The organism is Accumulibacter sp. (assembly GCF_023806625.1).
GTDB lineage: Bacteria > Pseudomonadota > Gammaproteobacteria > Burkholderiales > Rhodocyclaceae > Accumulibacter.
This window is the reverse complement of record NZ_JAMTDX010000113.1, coordinates 35,062-54,321: the sequence shown is the minus strand read 5'-3', so window position 1 is coordinate 54,321 and position 19,260 is coordinate 35,062. Positions and strand designations below refer to the sequence as shown.

General features: G+C 66.4%; 15 protein-coding genes and 3 tRNA genes. 4 read left to right on the top strand and 14 right to left on the bottom strand.

What is annotated here, in order from left to right; translation table 11 throughout:
- From NFW05_RS18245 to tig, 4 genes are all read right to left on the bottom strand, one after another.
- Positions 1-712, bottom strand: a 712-nt coding sequence (locus NFW05_RS18245) for an LON peptidase substrate-binding domain-containing protein (RefSeq protein ID WP_295310184.1), incomplete at its 3' end; no start/stop codon positions are given.
- Positions 713-793: 81 nt separating this feature from the next.
- Positions 794-2,065, bottom strand: a complete 1,272-nt coding sequence (gene clpX / locus NFW05_RS18240; protein WP_295310182.1) for an ATP-dependent Clp protease ATP-binding subunit ClpX — start codon at positions 2,063-2,065, stop codon at positions 794-796.
- 51 nt (positions 2,066-2,116) lie between these two features.
- A complete protein-coding gene (gene clpP / locus NFW05_RS18235; RefSeq protein WP_295310180.1) occupies positions 2,117-2,746 on the bottom strand; it encodes an ATP-dependent Clp endopeptidase proteolytic subunit ClpP in 630 nt (209 codons plus the stop codon).
- Positions 2,747-2,784: 38 nt separating this feature from the next.
- Positions 2,785-4,092: a trigger factor gene (gene tig / locus NFW05_RS18230; RefSeq protein ID WP_295310178.1), complete on the bottom strand. Its 1,308-nt coding sequence runs from the start codon at positions 4,090-4,092 to the stop codon at positions 2,785-2,787.
- A gap of 506 nt (positions 4,093-4,598) precedes the next feature.
- Here tig and arsS point away from each other — a divergent pair.
- The 3 genes from arsS to NFW05_RS18215 all read left to right on the top strand — a co-directional run bounded on the left by arsS (position 4,599) and on the right by NFW05_RS18215 (position 8,679).
- The gene (gene arsS / locus NFW05_RS18225; protein WP_295310176.1) at positions 4,599-5,612 is read left to right on the top strand and encodes an arsenosugar biosynthesis radical SAM (seleno)protein ArsS; all 1,014 of its coding nucleotides are present in this window, start codon (positions 4,599-4,601) and stop codon (positions 5,610-5,612) included.
- Between the two features lie 133 nt (positions 5,613-5,745).
- A complete protein-coding gene (locus NFW05_RS18220) occupies positions 5,746-6,462 on the top strand; it encodes a haloacid dehalogenase type II (protein WP_295310174.1) in 717 nt (238 codons plus the stop codon).
- Between the two features lie 72 nt (positions 6,463-6,534).
- Positions 6,535-8,679, top strand: a complete 2,145-nt coding sequence (locus NFW05_RS18215; RefSeq protein ID WP_295310172.1) for an FAD-dependent oxidoreductase — start codon at positions 6,535-6,537, stop codon at positions 8,677-8,679.
- A gap of 24 nt (positions 8,680-8,703) precedes the next feature.
- Here the strand turns inward: NFW05_RS18215 and NFW05_RS18210 are convergent, their stop codons facing one another.
- From NFW05_RS18210 to NFW05_RS18200, 3 genes are read right to left on the bottom strand one after another with little or no spacing between them, the layout of a single operon-like run.
- Positions 8,704-10,038 (bottom strand): TolC family outer membrane protein, encoded by a 1,335-nt coding sequence (locus tag NFW05_RS18210; protein ID WP_295310170.1) that lies wholly within the window; start codon positions 10,036-10,038, stop codon positions 8,704-8,706.
- Positions 10,035-11,429, bottom strand: coding sequence for an HlyD family type I secretion periplasmic adaptor subunit (locus NFW05_RS18205; RefSeq protein ID WP_295310168.1), 1,395 nt, complete (start codon positions 11,427-11,429; stop codon positions 10,035-10,037). Before NFW05_RS18205 ends, NFW05_RS18210 begins: the two co-directional genes overlap by 4 nt.
- A 7-nt stretch (positions 11,430-11,436) precedes the next feature.
- Complete coding sequence (locus NFW05_RS18200; protein WP_295310166.1) at positions 11,437-13,206, bottom strand: type I secretion system permease/ATPase; 1,770 nt, start codon at positions 13,204-13,206, stop codon at positions 11,437-11,439.
- Positions 13,207-13,473: 267 nt separating this feature from the next.
- Between NFW05_RS18200 and NFW05_RS18195 the strand changes: the two genes are divergently transcribed.
- The gene (locus tag NFW05_RS18195; RefSeq protein ID WP_295310164.1) at positions 13,474-14,337 is read left to right on the top strand and encodes an amino acid ABC transporter substrate-binding protein; all 864 of its coding nucleotides are present in this window, start codon (positions 13,474-13,476) and stop codon (positions 14,335-14,337) included.
- A gap of 11 nt (positions 14,338-14,348) precedes the next feature.
- Here the strand turns inward: NFW05_RS18195 and NFW05_RS18190 are convergent, their stop codons facing one another.
- The 7 genes from NFW05_RS18190 to NFW05_RS18160 all read right to left on the bottom strand — a co-directional run bounded on the left by NFW05_RS18190 (position 14,349) and on the right by NFW05_RS18160 (position 19,229).
- Entirely contained in the window at positions 14,349-15,158 is an 810-nt protein-coding gene (locus tag NFW05_RS18190) for a DUF2189 domain-containing protein (protein WP_295310162.1), read from the bottom strand.
- A gap of 180 nt (positions 15,159-15,338) precedes the next feature.
- Positions 15,339-15,839: a putative molybdenum carrier protein gene (locus NFW05_RS18185; RefSeq protein ID WP_295310160.1), complete on the bottom strand. Its 501-nt coding sequence runs from the start codon at positions 15,837-15,839 to the stop codon at positions 15,339-15,341.
- 131 nt (positions 15,840-15,970) lie between these two features.
- Positions 15,971-16,046, bottom strand: a tRNA-His gene (locus tag NFW05_RS18180).
- A gap of 8 nt (positions 16,047-16,054) precedes the next feature.
- Positions 16,055-16,131, bottom strand: a tRNA-Arg gene (locus NFW05_RS18175).
- A gap of 78 nt (positions 16,132-16,209) precedes the next feature.
- Positions 16,210-16,286 (bottom strand) — tRNA-Pro (locus tag NFW05_RS18170).
- A gap of 488 nt (positions 16,287-16,774) precedes the next feature.
- On the bottom strand, positions 16,775-17,551 hold the full coding sequence (locus NFW05_RS18165; protein ID WP_295310159.1) for an enoyl-CoA hydratase: 777 nt from the start codon (positions 17,549-17,551) through the stop codon (positions 16,775-16,777).
- Between the two features lie 211 nt (positions 17,552-17,762).
- Complete coding sequence (locus tag NFW05_RS18160; protein WP_295310157.1) at positions 17,763-19,229, bottom strand: hypothetical protein; 1,467 nt, start codon at positions 19,227-19,229, stop codon at positions 17,763-17,765.
- Positions 19,230-19,260: the final 31 nt, after the last annotated feature.

Genomic DNA, 19,260 nt, shown 5'->3' with positions numbered 1-19,260 from the left:
TGACCTGCTCGTTCAGGTAGTACTCGCGCTGGCTCTTCTCCATCTGGCGCTTGACCCGGCCGCGGATTCGCTTCTCGACCTGGAGGATGTCGATCTCGGCCTCGAGCTGGGCGAGCAGCTTCTCGATTCGTCCGCGCATGTCGAACATCTCGAGAATCTCCTGCTTCTGCTCGAGCTTCAGCGGCAGGTGCGCGGCGATCGTGTCGGCGAGCCGCCCGGCTTCCTCGATTCCGGCAATCGAAGTGAGGATTTCAGGCGGGATCTTCTTGTTCAGCTTGACGTACTGGTCGAACTGGGCGATCACCGCACGACGCAGCGCTTCGAGTTCGTGATTCGCACTTTCCTCGGCGACCAGCGGACGAGCCAGCGCGACGAACATCTCCTGGCGCGCGTCGATCCTCTCGAGACGCGCACGCTGTGAGCCTTCGACGAGTACCTTGACGGTTCCGTCGGGCAGCTTGAGCATTTGCAGGATGTTCGCCACGCAACCGACCGAGTAGAGATCGTCGGCTTCGGGCTCGTCCTTGCCAGCCGATTTCTGGGCCACCAGCAGAATGCTCTTGCCGGCTTCCATCGCGGCTTCCAGGGCCTTGATCGACTTCGGCCGACCGACGAACAGCGGGATGACCATGTGCGGGAAGACGACCACGTCGCGCAGCGGCAGCAGCGGCAGTTCGACCGGCTCGGCAGAAAGCTTGAGGGATGCAGACATCGATGGTGCCTTTCACGTGGAAGTTCTAGCCGCAGATGGTGGCACGAACCCGCAATTCAAGCCGCGCAGGCGGCCAGCACATCAGTTGCCGCCAGAAACCTTCGGTTGGTCCGCGTAAATCAGCAGGGGCCGAGCGTCGCCGACGATCACGTTCTCGTCGATGATCACTTCCGAGACATCCTTCATCCCGGGCAGTTCATACATCGTGTCGAGCAGTACGGCTTCGAGGATCGAGCGCAGGCCACGGGCACCGGTCTTTCGGTCGAGCGCCTTGCGGGCGATGGCCATCATTGCCGCCGGACTGATCTCGAGCGCGACACCCTCCATCGCGAAAAGCTTCTGATACTGCTTGACGAGCGCATTCCGCGGTTCGACGAGAATCTGTACCAGAGCGCTCGCCGAGAGTTCCTCGAGCGTCGCGACGACCGGCAGGCGGCCGATCAGTTCGGGGATCAGGCCAAACTTGATCAGATCCTCGGGTTCGACACTGCGCAACACTTCGCCGATCGCCTTGCGGTCGTCCCGGCTCTTCACCTCTGCGCCAAAACCGATTCCGCCGCGTTCGGATCGGCTCCGGATGACCTTCTCGAGCCCGTCGAAAGCACCGCCGCAGATGAACAGGATGTTCGTCGTGTCGACCTGGACGAAATCCTGATTCGGGTGCTTGCGGCCACCCTGCGGCGGAACCGACGCGACGGTTCCTTCGATCAGCTTGAGCAACGCCTGCTGGACGCCCTCTCCGGAAACGTCGCGGGTGATCGAAGGGTTGTCCGACTTGCGCGAGATCTTGTCGATCTCGTCGATATAGACGATGCCCCGCTGAGCCTTTTCGGTGTCGTAGTCGGCCTTCTGAAGCAGCTTCTGGATGATGTTCTCGACGTCCTCGCCGACGTAGCCGGCTTCGGTGAGGGTCGTCGCATCGGCCATCACGAAGGGCACGTCGAGCATCCGCGCCAGGGTCTGCGCGAGCAGCGTCTTGCCCGAGCCGGTCGGGCCGATCAGCAGGATGTTGCTCTTGACCAGTTCGACGTCCTCGCTGGTCTTGCCCTGGTGCCGCAAGCGCTTGTAATGGTTATAGACGGCAACCGAGAGGATGCGCTTGGCCTGTTCCTGGCCGATCACGTACTGGTCGAGCAGCGAGGAGATCTCGCGCGGCGTCGGGAGATCGTTGCGCGGGCCCCGACCGCCCTGATCGCTGGCGATCTCGTCGCGAACGATGTCGTTGCACAGTTCTATGCATTCGTCGCAGATGAACACCGACGGGCCGGCGATGAGTTTCTTCACCTCATGCTGGCTCTTGCCACAGAACGAGCAGTAGAGCAGCTTCTCGCTGCCACTCTTCCTTTCCGCCATAGATGACCTACCTCTTTCTCAAGCTCAGGGCGTACCGGCCCGGGCTGCCGGTCAAAGCGCCTCCCGGTTGGCGAGCACCCTGTCGATCAGGCCGTATTCTGCCGCTTCCTGAGCGGAAAGGAAATTGTCGCGATCGGTGTCGCGCTCGATGCGCTCGATCGCCTGGCCGGTGTGGCGAGCCATCAGTTCGTTGAGTCTGGCGCGCAGCGAGAGGATCTCCTTGGCGTGGATCGCGATGTCCGATGCCTGACCCTGAAAGCCGCCCATCGGCTGGTGGATCATCACCCGCGAATTGGGCAGCGCAAAACGCTTGCCGTGAGCGCCCGCGGCGAGCAGGAAAGCGCCCATCGAACACGCCTGTCCCATGCAAAGCGTGGACACGTCGGGCTTGACGAACTGCATCGTGTCGTAGATCGACAGTCCCGCGGAGACCGAACCGCCGGGCGAGTTGATGTAGAAATGGATGTCCTTGTCGGGGTTCTCGGCTTCGAGAAAAAGCAGTTGCGCGACGACCAGATTCGCCGTCGCATCGTTGACCGGCCCGACCAGGAAGACCACCCGTTCCTTGAGCAGACGCGAGTAGATGTCGTAGGCCCGCTCACCACGGCCGCTCTGTTCGATGACCATCGGCACCAGGCCGAGTGCCTGCGGATCCCATCCGCCGAAAGGGTCGCTGCCCATGTTTCCGCCTCCGGATCGAAAATGAGACTGGCCCCGGCTCACGACTGGTGGCCCATCAGTTCGGCAAAGGCGATCGGCCGGTCGACGACCTTGACGCGCCCAAGCACCCAGTCGACGACGTTCGACTCGATCGCCGCGCCCTCGATGTCGCTGAGGCGCTGCGGGTCGGCGTAGTACCAGCGGACGACCTCCTCGGGATGCTCATAGCTCTTCGCGGCCTCATCGACCAGCGCGCGGACCTGGGCAGGCTTCGCCGCCAGCTCGTTCAGCCTGACGATCTCGGCGAGAATCAGCCCGAGACTCACCCGTCGCTTCGCCTGGTCGGAAAACCACTCCGGTTGCATCGGCAGGTCCTTGACCTTCATTCCGCGCTGCTCCATGTCGGCCCGGGCCAGTTCCATCAACCGCTCGATCTCCTTCTCGACGAGCGCTGCGGGCACGTCGAAGCTGTTCGCCTGCAGCAGTGCGTCCATGACCTGTCCGGTGATCCTCGCCTGGAGGCGTTTCCGGACCTCCCGGCGAAGATTGTCCTCGATCTCGGAGCGCATCTGGTCGAGGTCGCCGTCGGCGACTCCGAGACTCCGCGCGAAATCGGCATCGAGCTCGGGCAGGACCGGTTCGCCAACCTCATTGACCGAGATTTCGAAGCTCACCGACTGTCCGGCGAGTTCCTTCGCGAAGTACTCCGGCGGAAAGGTCATCTCGAAGCTCTTCGATTCGCCCGCGCGCGTACCGATCACCGCGTTCTCGAAGTCCGAGAGCATCTTGCCTTCACCGAGCACGAAACGGTAGTCCTTGCCCTGGCCGCCGGAGAACGGCTGGCCGTCCTTCGTGCCCGCGAAATCGATGCTCACGCGATCCGCACTCGCCGCCGGGCGCTCGACCGGCTGATAACGGACTCGTTGCTTGCGCAGGATCTCGATCGTCTCGTCGATTTGGGCCGGGCCGACTTCGAGCACCGGGCGTTCGATTTCGACCTCTCCGAGGTCGCTCAGGGCGATCTCCGGATAAACCTCGAAGATCGCCGAGAACTCCATGTGCGTCGCGTCCGACGCCTTGGGCTCGATCCTCGGCGTACCCGCGACCCGCAACTGATGCGCGACGACCGCTTCGTTGAACAGCCGTCCGAGGGTTTCGCCGAGCGCATCCCGATGCGCCTGCTGACCGTATTGCTGCCGGATGATCTGTGGCGGCACCTTGCCGGGACGAAAGCCCGGCATCTTCATGTTGCGGCCGATCTGGCGCAGTCGCTGGTCGACCAGATGATCGAGTTCGGCGATGGGCACGGACAGGTCGAGGCGGCGTTCGAGGGCGTTGGCGACGGGTGCGTCGGTGTTGGTTTCCATTGACAATCCTTGTGATACGGGCTGAACGTTGACCGCAATGCGGGTGTCCGGACAGGGCGGCGCTCCCGCGAGGGCCGGGATACCCGCTCGATCGCCGGTCTGACGGCCTTTCCCGTGCCCGGGCGGCGAACGGCAGCCGGAGCCTTGCGCAGCCGCGCGGCGGGGAGGCCCTCGCCTGGCGGGATCGCGGTCAGGGACGATCTCTTCGCGACCTTGCTCCTCCGATCCCGCCGCCGGGCGGACACGACTATACCGCTTCTCCGCGTACGAAAAGGACGCGATTTTACAGCAATACTCGGTCGACCGGGTCGACGGCCGGCGGCGCGGCCGGCGCTGAGACGCCCTCCAAGGGACTCCTGCCCGCCCGCGAAATGCCGTATCGTAGGCACGCGTCGCGAGACGGGCAAGGCGTGTGCCGTGTGCCGGGTCGCAGCCTGGCGTAAGGAACGCCCGGCGAGTCGCGACGGAAAGGTTGACCAGTCAATCGTTCGCTGAAGGAATTCGCCATGCATCCGACCCTGCCTCTCCTCGAAAGGACCAGCTTTCCGGCTCTCCAGCGGCGTTCGGTCGAAACGCTGCAGGTCAATCTCGGCTACCGCTGCAATCAGAGCTGCGTGCATTGCCACGTCAACGCGGGGCCGCAGCGCAGCGAAGAAATGACGCGCGAGACGATCGACGCGATTCTCGCTTTCGTCGAATGCAGCCCGGAAGTGAAGGTTCTCGACGTCACCGGTGGCGCACCCGAGCTGAACCCGCACTTCCGCGAGCTCGTCGTCGCCGGCAGGCAGCGGGGCTTGCGGGTGATCGACCGCTGTAACCTGACGATTCTCGAAGAAGCGGGGCACGACGACCTGGCCGATTTTCTGGCGGCACAGCGGGTCGAAGTCGTCGGGTCGCTTCCCTGCTATCTCGAGGAGAACGTCGACCGGCAGCGCGGTCGGGGCACCTTTGCCGCCAGTCTGCGCGGCCTGCGACGGCTGAATGCGCTCGGCTATGGCGCCCCCGAAAGCGGTCTGGTCCTGAACCTCGTCTACAACCCGCAGGGGCCGGTCCTGCCGCCGCCGCAGGGCCCGCTCGCCGCGGCCTACCGCAGCCATCTCGGCAGCCTGGGCATCGTCTTCAACGAGTTGTTCACGCTGGCGAACATGCCGATCCAGCGTTTCGGATCGCTGCTCGTCTCCAGGGGGGAGTTCGACGCCTACCTGCAACTCCTGAGGCTGGCGCATCGCGACGAGAACGTCGACCGCGTCATGTGCCGGGATCTGCTGTCGGTCGACTGGCAGGGCTTCCTCTACGACTGCGACTTCAATCAACAGCTCGGGCTGCCGATGACTCGACGCGCTGGGCGTCGGCTGCACATCAGCGAGGCGAGCGCTGCGCTGCTCGCCGGCAGGCCGATCGTCGTCGCCGGCCACTGCTTTGGCTGTACCGCGGGGCAGGGGTCGAGCTGCGGTGGGGCTCTCGGTACCGACAGCACGGTCGCTTCGGCGCATCCGGTGGTCGACCTCGTCGCCGGCTGAAGCGCCTGCGCGCCATGCCCCTCTGTCGAGCGCCGATCGCGAAGTACGGAATGGTCGCTCGACAGACCAACCTGCCGATCGGCCAGTCTGTGTCAGCCGTCCTTTCGGCTCCATCGACCTGGAGGAACGCGAGATGAGCATCACCGACGATTGCCCGGCCGTTGCCGGGCTCTCCGGGGTCAGGGCCTGCGTCTTCGACGCCTACGGCACCCTGTTCGACGTCAACAGTGCGGCACGTGAGGCGGCCGACGAACTCGGCGACGACTGGTTGCGCCTCTCCGAACTGTGGCGGCAGAAGCAGCTGCAGTACACCTGGCTGCGCGGCCTGGCTGGCCGCCACGCGGACTTCTGGCAGGTGACCGGCGATGCGCTCGACTTCGCTCTCGACGCGCTGCGCATCGAACGGGGAGGGCTGCGCGAGCGGCTGATGGGTCTGTACCTCCGCCTGCACTGCTATCCGGAGGTGCCCGGAGTCCTCCGCGAGCTGCGCTACGCCGGCGTCAGGCGGGCGATCCTCTCCAACGGAACGCCCGAGATGCTCGCCGCGGCGGTGCACAATAGCGGGCTCGACGGCCTGTTCGACGCGCTGCTCTCGGTCGAGGAAGTCGGGGTCTTCAAGCCGCACCCGTCGGTGTACCAACTGGCTGCCGATCGCCTGGCGATCGCTCCGGCAGCGATCTGCTTCCTGTCCTCGAACGCCTGGGACGCCTATTCGGCCAAGGCTTTCGGCTTTCGCGTCCTGTGGTGCAACCGTCTCGGGCAGGCGCCTGAACGGCTTCCCGAGACACCCGACGCGGAGATCGCCGATCTCCGTTGCTTGCCGGCGCTGCTCGGTGTCGCCGCGCGCTAGCCGGCGCCGGTGTGCCGCGGCCGCCGGCAGTGCGGTGCCCGTCGCGCTGGCATCGGCAGCGCCGTGGCGGCGGTGACCAGGCGACGGCTCGTCGTCGTCGGCCTGCTGCTCGCCGCGGCCGGCGCCTACCTGGCGCTCGATCCGGGACGCTTCCTGAACCTCGACTATCTGAAGAGCCACTGGGCGCCGATCGATTCCTGGGTCCGCGCGCAGCCGCTGACCGCGGCGCTCGCTTACTTCGTCGCCTACGTGGCGATCACCGGGCTGTCGCTGCCCGGAGCGGGCGTGATGACCTTGCTCGGTGGCGCGGTCTTCGGTCTCGCGTGGGGTTTCGTGCTGGTTTCCTTCGCCTCGACGCTCGGCGCGACGCTCGCCTTCCTGTCCGCGCGTTTCGTACTCCGCGACTGGGTGCAGGCGCGCTTCGGCGATCGCCTGCGCGCGCTCGACGCGGGGATCGAGAGGGACGGTGGCCTGTACCTGTTCACGCTGCGTCTGGTGCCGGTGTTCCCTTTCTTCGTGATCAATCTGCTGATGGGTCTGACACCGATCCGCACGTGGACCTTCTACTGGGTCAGCCAGCTCGGCATGGTCGCCGGCACGCTGGTCTATGTGAATGCCGGGACACAGCTCGCAACGATCGACACGCCAGCGGGGATTCTCTCGCCGGCGCTGCTCGCTTCGTTCGCGCTGCTCGGCGTCTTTCCGTGGCTCGCGCGCCAGGCCGTCGACCTGCTTTCCGCGCGACGGATCCAGGCGGGCTGGCCGAAGCCGGTGCGCTTCGACCGTAACCTGATCGTCATCGGCGGCGGCTCGGCCGGTCTCGTCGCCGCCTACATCGCCGCCGCAGTCCGGGCGCGCGTGACGCTGATCGAAGCGCACCGGCTCGGCGGCGACTGCCTGAACACCGGCTGCGTGCCTTCGAAGGCGCTGATCCGTTCGGCCCGCCTGCTCTCCCAGATCCGCCGCGCGCGCGACTTCGGGATCCGCTCGGCGCAAGCAGAATTCAGTTTCGGCGAAGTCATGGAGCGCGTACGCGGGGTGATCGCGGCGATCGAACCGCACGACTCGGTCGAGCGTTACACGTCGCTCGGGGTCGAAGTCGTCGAGGGAACGGCGAGGGTGGTTTCGCCGTGGGTCGTCGAGGTCACCGGCCGCGACGGCGCCCGGCACAGGCTCAGCGCGCGCAGCGTGGTCATCGCCGCCGGCGCGCGCCCGCACGTTCCGGCGATTCCCGGCATCGACGAAGTCGGCTACCTGACCTCCGAGAGCGTCTGGGATCTGCGCGAGCTGCCGGCTCGCCTGCTCGTGCTCGGCGGTGGCCCGATCGGCTGCGAACTTGCCCAAACCTTCGCTCGCCTCGGCGCCACCGTCACCCAGGTCGAAAGCGCCGCGCAACTGCTGCCGCGCGAAGACCCCGAGGTGTCCGATCTGGTCGTCGGGCGTTTCCGCAGCGAGGGAATCACGGTCCTGCTCGAGCATCGGGCGAGCGCGTTCGTCGTCGAGAACGGCGAGAAACTGCTGCTCGCCGAGCATCACGGCAGCGAGCAGCGCATCCGTTTCGACGCGCTGCTCGTCGCCGTCGGCCGGGTCGCCAATCTGGCCGGTTACGGACTCGAGGAGTTGGGCATCGGCGGTGACCGCCGGATCGAGACCAACGAGTTCCTGCAGACGCGACATCCGAACATCTACGCCGCCGGCGACGTCGTCGGCCCCTACCAGTTTACACACGTCGCCGCGCATCAGGCGTGGACCGCGGCGGTCAATGCGCTGTTCAGCCCGTTCCGGCGCTTCCGCGTGGATTATTCGGTGATTCCCTGGGCGACTTTCGTCGACCCCGAGGTCGCCCGGGTCGGCATCAACGAGAGGGAAGCACGCGAGCGCGGAATCGCCTACGAGCAGACCACCTACCGCCTCGACGACCTCGACCGGGCGATCGCCGACGGCGAAGCGCACGGCTTCGTCAGGGTGCTCACCGTTCCCGGAAAGGACCGGATCCTCGGAGCGACGATCGTCGGCGAGCACGCCGGCGAGCTGATCGCCGAGTTCGTCCTGGCCATGCGCCACGGCCTCGGGCTGAACCGGATCCTCGGGACGATCCACGTCTATCCGACCTTCGCCGAAGCGAGCCGCTACGTCGCCGGCAACTGGAAGAGGGCGCACGCGCCGCAGAGAGTGCTCGCTTGGGTCGAGCGCTTTCACTCCTGGCGGCGGCGCTGAACGGCCTCGCGTATTCTCGGGCGCTTACTCGGGAGGACGGAGCAGGCTGGAAACCTCGACGATATCCTGCTCGGAGAGAACTCCGGCGGCCTTCTTCAGCAGCAGGACGCTGACCAGGTACTCGTAGCGTGCCTGGGCGAGATCCCGGCGTGAGCCGAACAGCACGCGTTCGGCGTCGAGGACGTCGGTGTTCGTGCGGATTCCCGCGATCATCCCGCGCATCGTCCCTTCGACGGCCACGGCACTCGCCTCGACCGCCTTGCGGTATGCGCCGACCTTGTTCTGGCCGGTTTCGACGGCCAGGAACTGACGCTCAACCTCGACGAGCACGTCGGTCGTCGTCGCTTCGAGCTCGGCGAATGCCCGCTCGCGATTGGCGATCGCCTGACCGGTTTGCGCCGACACCCGGCCACCAGCGAACAGCGGGACGTTGATCTGCACGCCGACCGCGTTGATCGTATCCTTCTGGTTGAGCGTCGAGATCGTCTCGTTCTGCGAGCGCGAGGAGCGCGCGACGAGATCGAGCTGCGGCATGTGCCCGGCACGATTGCGCTCGACATCGAGGCTGGCGAACTCGTATGCCTTGCGCTGCGCGCGAATCTCGGCGTTTTTCTCCCGGGCGAGCGCGGTCCACTCGTCGAGTCGCGCCGGCTGGACACCCGCTGGCGTGAACTCGGGGTCGAGCAGCCACAGCGGGGCCATCGGCCTCCCGGTCATGCCCTCGATCTTGCGCATCGCCACCGCCAGCCGGTCGAGCGCCCCGGCTCGACCGGCGCGGGCGAGCTGCAGCCTCGACTCGGCCTCGGCGACCTCGGTCACCGTTCCCTCGCCGCCTTTCCGGCGCCGCTCCGCGAGTTCCCGCTGGGCGCCGTAGGCGGCGATCTCGGCGTCGGTCAGCGCGAGCTGCTCGCGGGCGAGCAGAGCCTCGAAATACGCGGTCGACAGCTTCACGGCCATTTCCGCGTCCTTGCGGTCGAACACCGCGTCGCTGAAGGCCGCCTGGACCCCACCCTGGCGGTAGCGGACGAAACTGTCGTAGTTGAACAAGGGTTGGCGCAGCGTGATCGCGGCGATCTCCTCGCGGTAGTCGAGCGACTGACTCACGTCCACGCGCGTCGACTCGCGCTCGCCCTTGTTCTTCGAGAAGGAGCCGGTAATGCCGACCGTCGGCAGCAGCCCGGCCCTGCCGATGTCGATCGCGTACTGGCCGGCTTCGCGCTCGTAGCGCGCCGCCTTGAATACCGGGTCGTTCTGTCGTGCCGCGAGGTAGGCGTCGATCAGTCCCGCCGCCAGGCCGGCGGCGCAGTGCAGCGCGAGCGCGCAGCCGGCGAGCACGACACGCGGACGCGGGGCGCTCATTCCTCGGTCAGCGCCGACCGCATGCGGTCGAGCAGCGGCTTGAACAGGTAGTTGAGCATCGTTCGCTCGCCGGTCTTGATGAACACCTCGGCGGGCATTCCGGCCTTGATCTCGTGCGTCTTCAGCTTGCTCATCCCGGCTTCGGTGACCACCACCTGGCCGCGGTAATACGGTGGGTTCCTGCCCTGTGGATCGGTCGTCGCGTCGGCTGCGACCTGGACGAACTCGCCGGGAATTTGCGGCGTCGTCTTCTGGTTGAACGCCGGGAAGGTGATATGCACCGGTGAGCCGAGCCTGACCTTGTCGATCAGCGCCGTCGGGATCTGGACGTCGACACGCAGCGGCTCGTTGCGCGGCACGACGTCCATCAGCGGCGTACCCGGATTGAGCACGCCGCCGATCGTGTGCACGGTGAGTCCAACGATGATCCCCTCGCTCGGCGCGCGGATCACCGTGTTGTCAAGGTCGAAGGCCAGTCCCTCGAGGCGGCTCTCGAGCGCGGTGGCCTCCTTCTGAGCTTCGGACAGGCCATGCTCGACGTCCTTGTCGTACTCCTGCTGGCGAGCGACGATGCGCATCCGGATCTCGCTGATGCTCTGCTGCGTCCGCCCGAGATTGCCGAGGTCCTCGGAGATCGCCCCACCGAGCTGGACGAGCAGGCGCTCCTGCTCCGACAGGCGGTTGCGTGGCAGGTAGCCCTCCGCCGCCAGCTCGCGCAGGCCCTTGAGTTCCTCGACGAGCAGCTTCGACTGGTCCTCCTTGGCCTTGCGCGTCGCCTCGAGCGCGCGCGCCGAAGACTGGAGACCGGCGAGCGTATTGTTCATCCCCGCGATTTCGGCCTCCAGCCCGGCCTGTCGCGAACGCAGCAACTGTCGCTGGACGGCCATCGCACTGGCCACCCTCGGGTCCGCCTGCTCGCGCGTCAGCTCCTCGGGAAACGCGATTTCCTTGCTACCCTTGGCTTCGGCGAGCAGTCGGGCCTCGGTCGCCTTGACCACGAACCACTGGCTGCGCGCCGTTTCGTACTGCGAACGCGCGGTCGTCGGATCGAGCCTGACGAGCACGTCGCCGCTCTTCACCTCGTCGCCGTCCTTGACCAGGATCGCCTCGACCTTGCCGGCGCTGAGGTTCTGGACGGTCTTGCGGTTGCCGGTGACGACTACCTGACCGTTTGCCGGAACGCCCTGATCGAGCGGCGCCAGCCCGGCCCAGAGCATGAAGCCGCCAAAGCCGATCGCCAGCACCAGCCAGCCGAACCGCGACGGCTTCTGGTGATTGATGTCGACCTGCGCCAGAGCCGGTTTGGTCTGGCCAGCCTGGCCGGCGCCTTCTCCGGCATCGCTTCCGGCCGTCCTGTCCCGGCCGAGGATCCTGTCCAGTATCGCGCCCATCGGGTCCTCAGCTGCTGGCCAGCGGTGCCGCCGGCAGGATACCCTCGGCGGCCGACGGCGTTGGCCGTCCCACGCCACCCGGGGCGGCCGGCGCATTTCCGCCGCGCAGCGCGCCGAGCACCTGATCGCGCGGGCCGTGCGCCCTGAGCGTCCCCTCGTGCAGGACGAGGATGCTGTCGGCGACCGCCAGCGTGGTCATCCGGTGGGTGACGATGACCACCGTCCGGTTCCGGGCCTTGAGTCGCCTGAGCGTTTCGGCGAGCGCGGCTTCGCCCTGGTCGTCGAGGTTCGAGTTCGGCTCGTCGAGGACGATCAGCGCGGGATCGCCGTACAGCGCCCGGGCGAGTCCGATACGCTGCTTCTGGCCACCCGAGAGGAACCGGCCGCCGTCACCGAGTGGCGTATCGTAGCCTGCCGGCAGCATCAGGATCAGCTCGTGCACACCGGCCGCCTGCGCCGCGGCGAGGACCAGTTCCGGATCGACCTCGCCGAAACGGGCGATGTTTTCGGCGACCGTTCCGTCGAACAGTTCGATGTCCTGCGGCAGGTAGCCGAGGTAAGGTCCGAGTTCATCCTTGTTCCACTTGTAGACCTCGGCGCCGTCGAGGCGCACCGAGCCGGCCAGAGGCGGCCACACACCGACGAGCAGGCGCGCCAGAGTCGACTTGCCCGAGGCGCTCGGGCCGATAACCGCGGCGATCTCGCCGGCCTTGAGCCGGAAACTCACATTGCGCAGGATCATCACCTTGCTGCCCGGAGCGGCGGTCGCCGCATTCTCGACGAGCACCTCGCCGAGTGGCCGGGGAAGCGGCATGCCGCGGACGCGCGCCGGAAAGACGCGCAGCAGCTCGCTGAGCCGCTGATACGCGGCGCGTGCCGAAACCAGCTGCTTCCAGTTGGCGATGAGCATTTCGACCGGCGCCAGCGCGCGACCGACGAGGATCGATCCGGCGATCATCATTCCCGGCGTCACCTCGCCTTCGATGGTCAGCAGCGCGCCGTAACCCAGCGCCAGAGACTGCAGCGAGATGCGGGTGAAACGGGTCAGCGCGTTGAGGACGCCCGCCCGGTCGCTGGCCAGCGCCTGCTGGATCAGGAACTTCTCGTGCAACCGGAACCAGCGCGCACGGATCGCCGGCAGCATGCCCATCGCCTCGATCACTTCGGCGTTGCGCAGGTTGCTGTTGGCCTGTGCGCTGGCGGCCATCGACAAGGTCTGCGCTTCCTTGAGCGGCGCCGCCGAAGCCCGCTCGTTGATCAGCGCCAGGGCGATCAGCAGGATCACGCCGAACAGCGCAAACAGTCCGAGATGCGTGTGCATCAGGAAAATCACGAACAGGTAGATCGGCATCCACGGTGCGTCGGCGAGCGCGATCAGCCCGGCGCCGGTCAGCGTCTGACGCATCGTCGTCAGATCGTTGAGCGCCTGCGCGGGGTTCTGGCCGGCCAGCCGGAGGTTGCGCTCGAAGGTCGCATCGAACACCCGCGAGTTGACATCGAGATCGAGCCGGGCGCCGATGCGCACGAGGACCATCGAGCGGATCCACTCGAGCAGCGACATCAGCGCGAACAGGCCGAGCGTCATCAGCGTCAGCATCAACAGCGTCGTCGGGTTGCGGCTGCCGAGTGCGCGGTCGTACACCTGGAGCATGTAGATCGACGGCGTGAGCATCAGCAGGTTGATGAAGAAGCTGAACGCGCCGACGGTCAGAAAGGCCCGGCGAAACGACAGCAGCGCCTGCTCGAGTTCAGGACGTTGCCGCGCGGGAGGGCTCATCGGGGATCTTTCTCGCGGAGGATGAATGAGCGGATTGTCGTCCGATCAAGGCAGGAAAGGTGTGATCTTTTGCGCAGACGGTCGGAACCCGACAAGATCGCTTTCCCCTCCCAGGTGAACAGGGATGATGACAGAAGAGCGGCTGCCGATCCAGCGTTGCAGGGACCTTGCGGGCCGTCGGCCGCCGGGCGGTCTGTCGGCGATTCCCAAACGGCAGCCGACGTGTCAGAATCGTCACCTGTTGCGCAGCAGCATCCGGAGGCTCGCATGCCGTTTCGTCGCTGGGTGGTCCCGATCGTCACGCTGGTCCTCGCCGTCGGCCTGGCCGCGCCGGTCCGCGCGGCCGGCACGCTGGACAGGATCAGGACCACCGGGACGATCGCGCTGGGCTACCGCGAGACGTCGATCCCGTTCTCGTACACCGGCGACGACAATCAGCCCTGGGGTTACTCGATCGACCTGTGCACGCGCGTCGCCGCAGCGCTGGTCAGACAGCTCGGGATCGACGAACTCCAGCTGCAATGGGTCGCGGTGACCCCGGAAACGCGGATCGGCAAGCTCAAGTCGGGCGAGATCGATCTCGAGTGCGGGTCAACGACGACCTCGTTGTCGCGGATGCGCGAAGTCGATTTCAGCCTGCCGATCTTCGTCGACGGGCTCGGTTACCTTTCGCGGCGCTCCCTGGGCATCCGTCAGTTCGAGGATCTCAACGGCAAGCGGATCGCCGTCGCCGGAGGAACGACCAGCGAGCGTACGCTCGTCGAGGCGCTTGCCCAGCACGGGATGGCCGTCGAATTGCTCAGGGTGGCCGACCACAAACAGGGGCTGGCCGCGCTGACCCGGGGCAAGGCCGACGCCTACGCGTCGGACCGGGCGCTGCTCATCGGGCTGGTCCTCGATTCCGGCATGCACAAGGATCTGGCGCTCGGCCCCGAGACCCTCTCGAACGAGCCCTACGCGCTGATGCTGCGGCGCAACGACGCCGATTTTCGCCTGGCGGTCAATCGCGAACTGGCTCGTCTCTATCGCAGCCGCGAAATTTACCCGGTATACGAGCGCTGGTTCGGCCTGCTCGGCAAGCCTGGACCGCGGCTCGAGAATCTCTACGACCTCAACGCGCTGCCCGAGTAGTCGCCGGACTCTCAGTGTCGCGGAACTGGCACCGTGTCGCTCTCGCGCTGGACGATCTCGCGGTAGGCGTGCCAGGTCGCGTGCCCGACCAGCGGGGTGACCAGGACCAAACCGAAGAACAGCGTCGCGAAGCCGGCAGCGATCAGCAGAACGATGCATGCTCCCCAGAGGACGATCGGTCCGGGGTTGCGCGCGCAGGCGAGCAGGCTGGCGATCGCCGCGGTGACCGCGTCGGTCTGGCGGTCGAACATCAGCGGCAGCGAAACGACGCCGATGGCGAAGACGAACAGCGCGAAGAAACCGCCGACGGCGAAATAGACGATCGCGAATTCGGGCTCCTCGAAGGTCAGCACGCTGTGTACGACGTCGGCGAAGGTCGGCAGACCACCGGTGTAGAAGAGCGCGAAGACGACCATCGAAGCGCGCGCCCAGACGAGCAGGACGACCGCGAGCAGGGCGGCGAAGACACCCACGTTGGCCAGGTTCGGGCGCCAGGCGCCGAGTGTCGGCAGCAGTTCCGGGGGCTCGCCGGCCTCGATGCGTCGGCTGAGGTCGTAGAGACCCATCGACAGGAAGGGTCCGACGAGCAGGAAGCCGGTCGTCAGGCCGGCGAAGAGCGCGTACGCCTGCGCGAAGACGAAGTACATCAGCCAGCCGGCGCTGGCGAAACACGCACCGTAGAACAGGCTCGCGGCTCCGGCCTGGCGGCAGTCCCGCCATCCCGCCAGCAGCCAGCGCGGAATCGCCCGGCAATCGATCGTCCGGATGACCGGGAACGGGCTGGCCGGCCGGCCGGACTTCGCAGCGTCGTTCTTGTCCATGCGCTGGTCCTCGTTCGAGCGGAAGGCCGCCAGCCCCGACTGGGCGGCACCCCCGCGTGGTCTCCGGCGCTCGTCCAGGGCGAGCGGTCGCCGGCCTTGCCATCCGCCGGGTGGCGACGCGAATGCCCACCGGGCAGCGCTCAGGCTGCAGCGATCGTGCGCTTTATAACACAGGCTCCGTCAGTCGTGCACGCCGCCGGCGCCGGCTGGCGGCGACGACGACGACAGGACGCGCCGGAGCAGGACATGCGCCGCGGCATGGATCGCCGGATCCTCCGATGCCCTCGGCCCGGCGACGTTGAGCGTCGCGAACCCGCCCGAAACGAGCCACCGGGTGAGGCTGGTGAAGGCGACTGCGGGCGATTCGGCCGAGAAGTCGAGGTGCAGGCACGGCCGACCGTACCGGTGCGCGAGCCGCTCGGTCAGCGCCGAGCCGCCCGACAGCGCGCCGTGCGAGACGATCAGCGTCGCCTCGGAGTCGCGGACGTTCCATTCGGTGCGCTGCGCCGGATTCGCCATAGGTGTTTCGGCGAGCCGGTAGCGCGGGGCGAGCACGCCGTCCTCGGCGAGGCGGCCGCGCGGCACCCAGCCGCGGTGAGGGATCGCCAGCTCGATGGCCACGTCGAGCGCCGCACGATCGGCTCCGGTCTGGCCTCCTGAAACGATCACCATCGGGTGCATCGCAGAACCTTCCGGGTCAGTCTGCTGGCCGTCCTGCGGGTTTGGGCAAGAGACCCGCGCGGGGGATCGTCGCAGGCTCCCGGCCGAAAAGGCCCTCGGGGGCTTCCGCGGAGTCTCTGGCAGGGGATGTCTGGGGCGATGTACGGGATTCGAACCCGTGACTCCTGGAACCACAATCCAGTGCTCTACCAACTGAGCTAACACCGCCGTCGATCTGGCGCGCCCGGCGAGACTCGAACTCACGACCCCCGGCTTAGAAGGCCGGTGCTCTATCCGGTTGAGCTACGGGCGCGAGCGCGACACCTGCAGGGCACTGCTTTTCCGCTGGGTATCGCATCCTGCTTTTCCTGGCGACTGCTGCCTGTCCAACTGGTCGGGGCGGTGGGATTCGAACTCACGACCCTCTGCTCCCAAAGCAGATGCGCTACCAGGCTGCGCTACGCCCCGAAGGAGGCGGCATTCTAACGCCGGCCTTCCGGAGGGTCAATGCAGGCGAAGGAGTCCGCCGTGAGCTGCAGGCGGGCGACCTGCAGCTCGGGATCATGCGCTGGGGGATTCCGGTGACGGCTTCGACGACACGTGGCAGGCAGTCGCCAGGCGCTCCCGATCGTCGCGTGCAACGCGCAACAAGGCTCGACGTCCTGTCTCGGCTGGAAGCCAGGCTGACCATGGCTCGAAGTCTTCTGGCCAGCATTCCCCGAATACAGTTCCCCCGCGATCCGAAGATACGCCGCGAGCTTCGCCTCACCTGTTGCTCCGCCACCGGCAGTCGTCGGTGCATTGTCCGCAAGGCGAAGAAGGACTGAGCCGTCGAGCCGACCAGCTGAAGCCCACCACACTCGCCGGGAAGAACACGATGTGCCTCTTTCCTCCCCGCCGGGCGCGGCCCTTCGCTGCGCGAAAGGCCGCTGGCGGAGGCAGAGGAGAGGTGGCGACTAGCGGTTGGTGAACGACGGCTTGCGCTTCTCGACGAAGGCGGCCATGCCTTCCTTCTGATCGTCGAGCGCGAACGCCGAGTGGAAGGTGCGGCGCTCGAAGAGCAGGCCCTCGGCGAGCGAGCTTTCGTACGCGCGGTTGATGCACTCCTTGATCATCAGCACGACCGGCAGCGAGAAGCTGGCGATCCGCGTGGCCATCGACATCGCTTCGTCGAGCAGCTTGTCGAGCGGAACGATCCGTGAGACCAGGCCGGCGCGTTCGGCCTCGACTGCGTCGATGTTGCGCGCGGTCAGGCACATCTCCATCGCCTTGGCCTTCGACACCGCGCGCGGCAGGCGCTGCGTGCCGCCGGCGCCGGGCAGGATGCCGAGGCGGACTTCGGGCTGACCGAACTGGGCGTTGTCGGCGGCGAGGATGATGTCGCACATCATCGCCAGCTCGCAGCCGCCGCCGAGCGCGTAGCCGGCGACCGCGGCGATCACCGGCTTGCGGCAGTTCTTCAGGCAATCCCAGTTGCGGGTGATGAAGTCGCCCTTGTAGGCGTCCATGTAGGTCAGCGACTGCATCACGGTGATGTCGGCTCCGGCGGCGAAGGCCTTTTCGGAGCCGGTGATGACGATGGCGCCGATGTTCTCGTCGGCCTCGAAGCCGCCGAGTGCCTGGCCGAGTTCGTCCATCAGGTCATCGTTGAGGGCGTTGAGTTGCTTCGGGCGGTTGAGGGTGATCAGGCCGACTTTGCCGCGTACTTCGACGGTGATGTTGGCGTAGGTCATGGGGAAATCTCCGGACTCAGAAAGGATGAACGGGGATCCCGCGACGCGCGGGTATCCCGGCTACGGGCCAGTCGAGCTGGCGACTGGCGGATACTGCCGTGCCCGATGCCGCAGCGATGCGGCGATCGGGCACTCGAAAAGTTCGGGGGCAGCGGAACGGACTACCTGCTCTGCCGCCCGGGGCAACGGCGCCCCGGGCGCCGGCCTGGAGTCAGGAGATGTCCATCTGGAACTTGACGGGCCCGCGCGACGCCTTGCCGTTGGCGTCGGTGAACGCCCCGTTGACCGGAGCCTTCTTGCCGTACGGGCTGGTCAGGATGGCGACGTGGCCACCGAAGAAGGCCACCGACTCGAGGCCGTCCCAGCCTTCGAGGAACTTGTTGCCGGCCGTCGCGCAGGCCGGGGTGACGAGGTCGTCCTTGACTGCGTAGTTCTGGTACCACGGCACCTTCAGGTCGACCAGGTTCTTGATGTTCAGCGGCTGGTCGAACAACTTGACCGGCAGCGTGCCGTCGTCGGCGATCGGCTGCTGGAAGGTGCACGAACTCATGTTGGCGATCGCCAGCGGCAGGTGCACGCGCTCCTTGAGCAGCCAGCGGAAGAGGGCGGCCGGCGTCTTGCCCGGGTTGAGGTCGGTAGCCCGATGCAGCGAAGCCTGGTCGAGCACCTTGACCAGTGGCGACTCGCGGTCGATGGCCACGAAGCGCATGCCGAGGCTCAGCAGGTAGCCGTTGGCGACCTTGTTGCCGCTCTGCAGCGTCGTCGTGATGAAGTCGTGGTGCATCGTCGGCATGCCGCTGATCGCGTCGCTGTACGTGCCGTCGACCGGGGTGACGTTGGTGATCAGCGCGTCGCAGACGTCCTGCAGCTTGCCCGAGAGCACGTTCATCAGGCAGATGTAGCCGCCCTGGCAGGTGCCGTTGAGGGTCACCTTCTTGCCGCCGTTGAGTTCCTTGACCTTGGCGCACAGTTCGAGCGTCTGCAGACAGTCCTGCTCGGGGGTCATCGTCTGGACCTTCGGGTCGGTCAGGATGTCCTTGACCACGCGCACGTAGGTCGGGATGCCTTCGTTGGCGAACGAGTGCGAGTAGCTCTTGTTCTCGTACGGCAGGAACGACAGGATGTGCACGCCGAGCATGTACGGCGGGACCAGGATCACCGGCTTGAGGTCGTTGCGCACCTCGACGCCCTTCTTCAGCGGCAGGACCTGGTAGAGCTGGAAGGCGTCGGTTTCGTGGACGAGCTTGTAATTGACGGTGTTGAAATGGAAGCCGAACTCGTCGGCGATCGCTTCGATCTGCTCGTTGAAGTTCGAGACCGCCTCCATGATCTCGGCCTCGCGGCGCATGTAGCCGCCGAGTTTCTCGCCTTCGGAATTGAGCACCGTGTTGAGGAAGGCGCGCGAGGCTTCCTCGACCTGGTCGAAGGCGAAGTCGGCCATCTTGTCCTGCATGCCGGCGAGTCCCTTGCGGGCCATGCCGACGTTGTGCTCCAGGATCTCGACCGTCTCGAGCATGCTCAGCGGGTTGTCCTTGGCCGCGGTCATCGCGATGTGCGCGGCGATCAGGAGGTTGTCGTTGAATTCGCTGACCTCGCGGTTCGACGCGCGCATCATGGCCAGCGTGTAGCGCCACCAGCTGGTGGTGAAATCAGGCAATTCCCTCATCAGTGCATACATAGTTCTCAACCTCCGACAATAAACGTGAGCC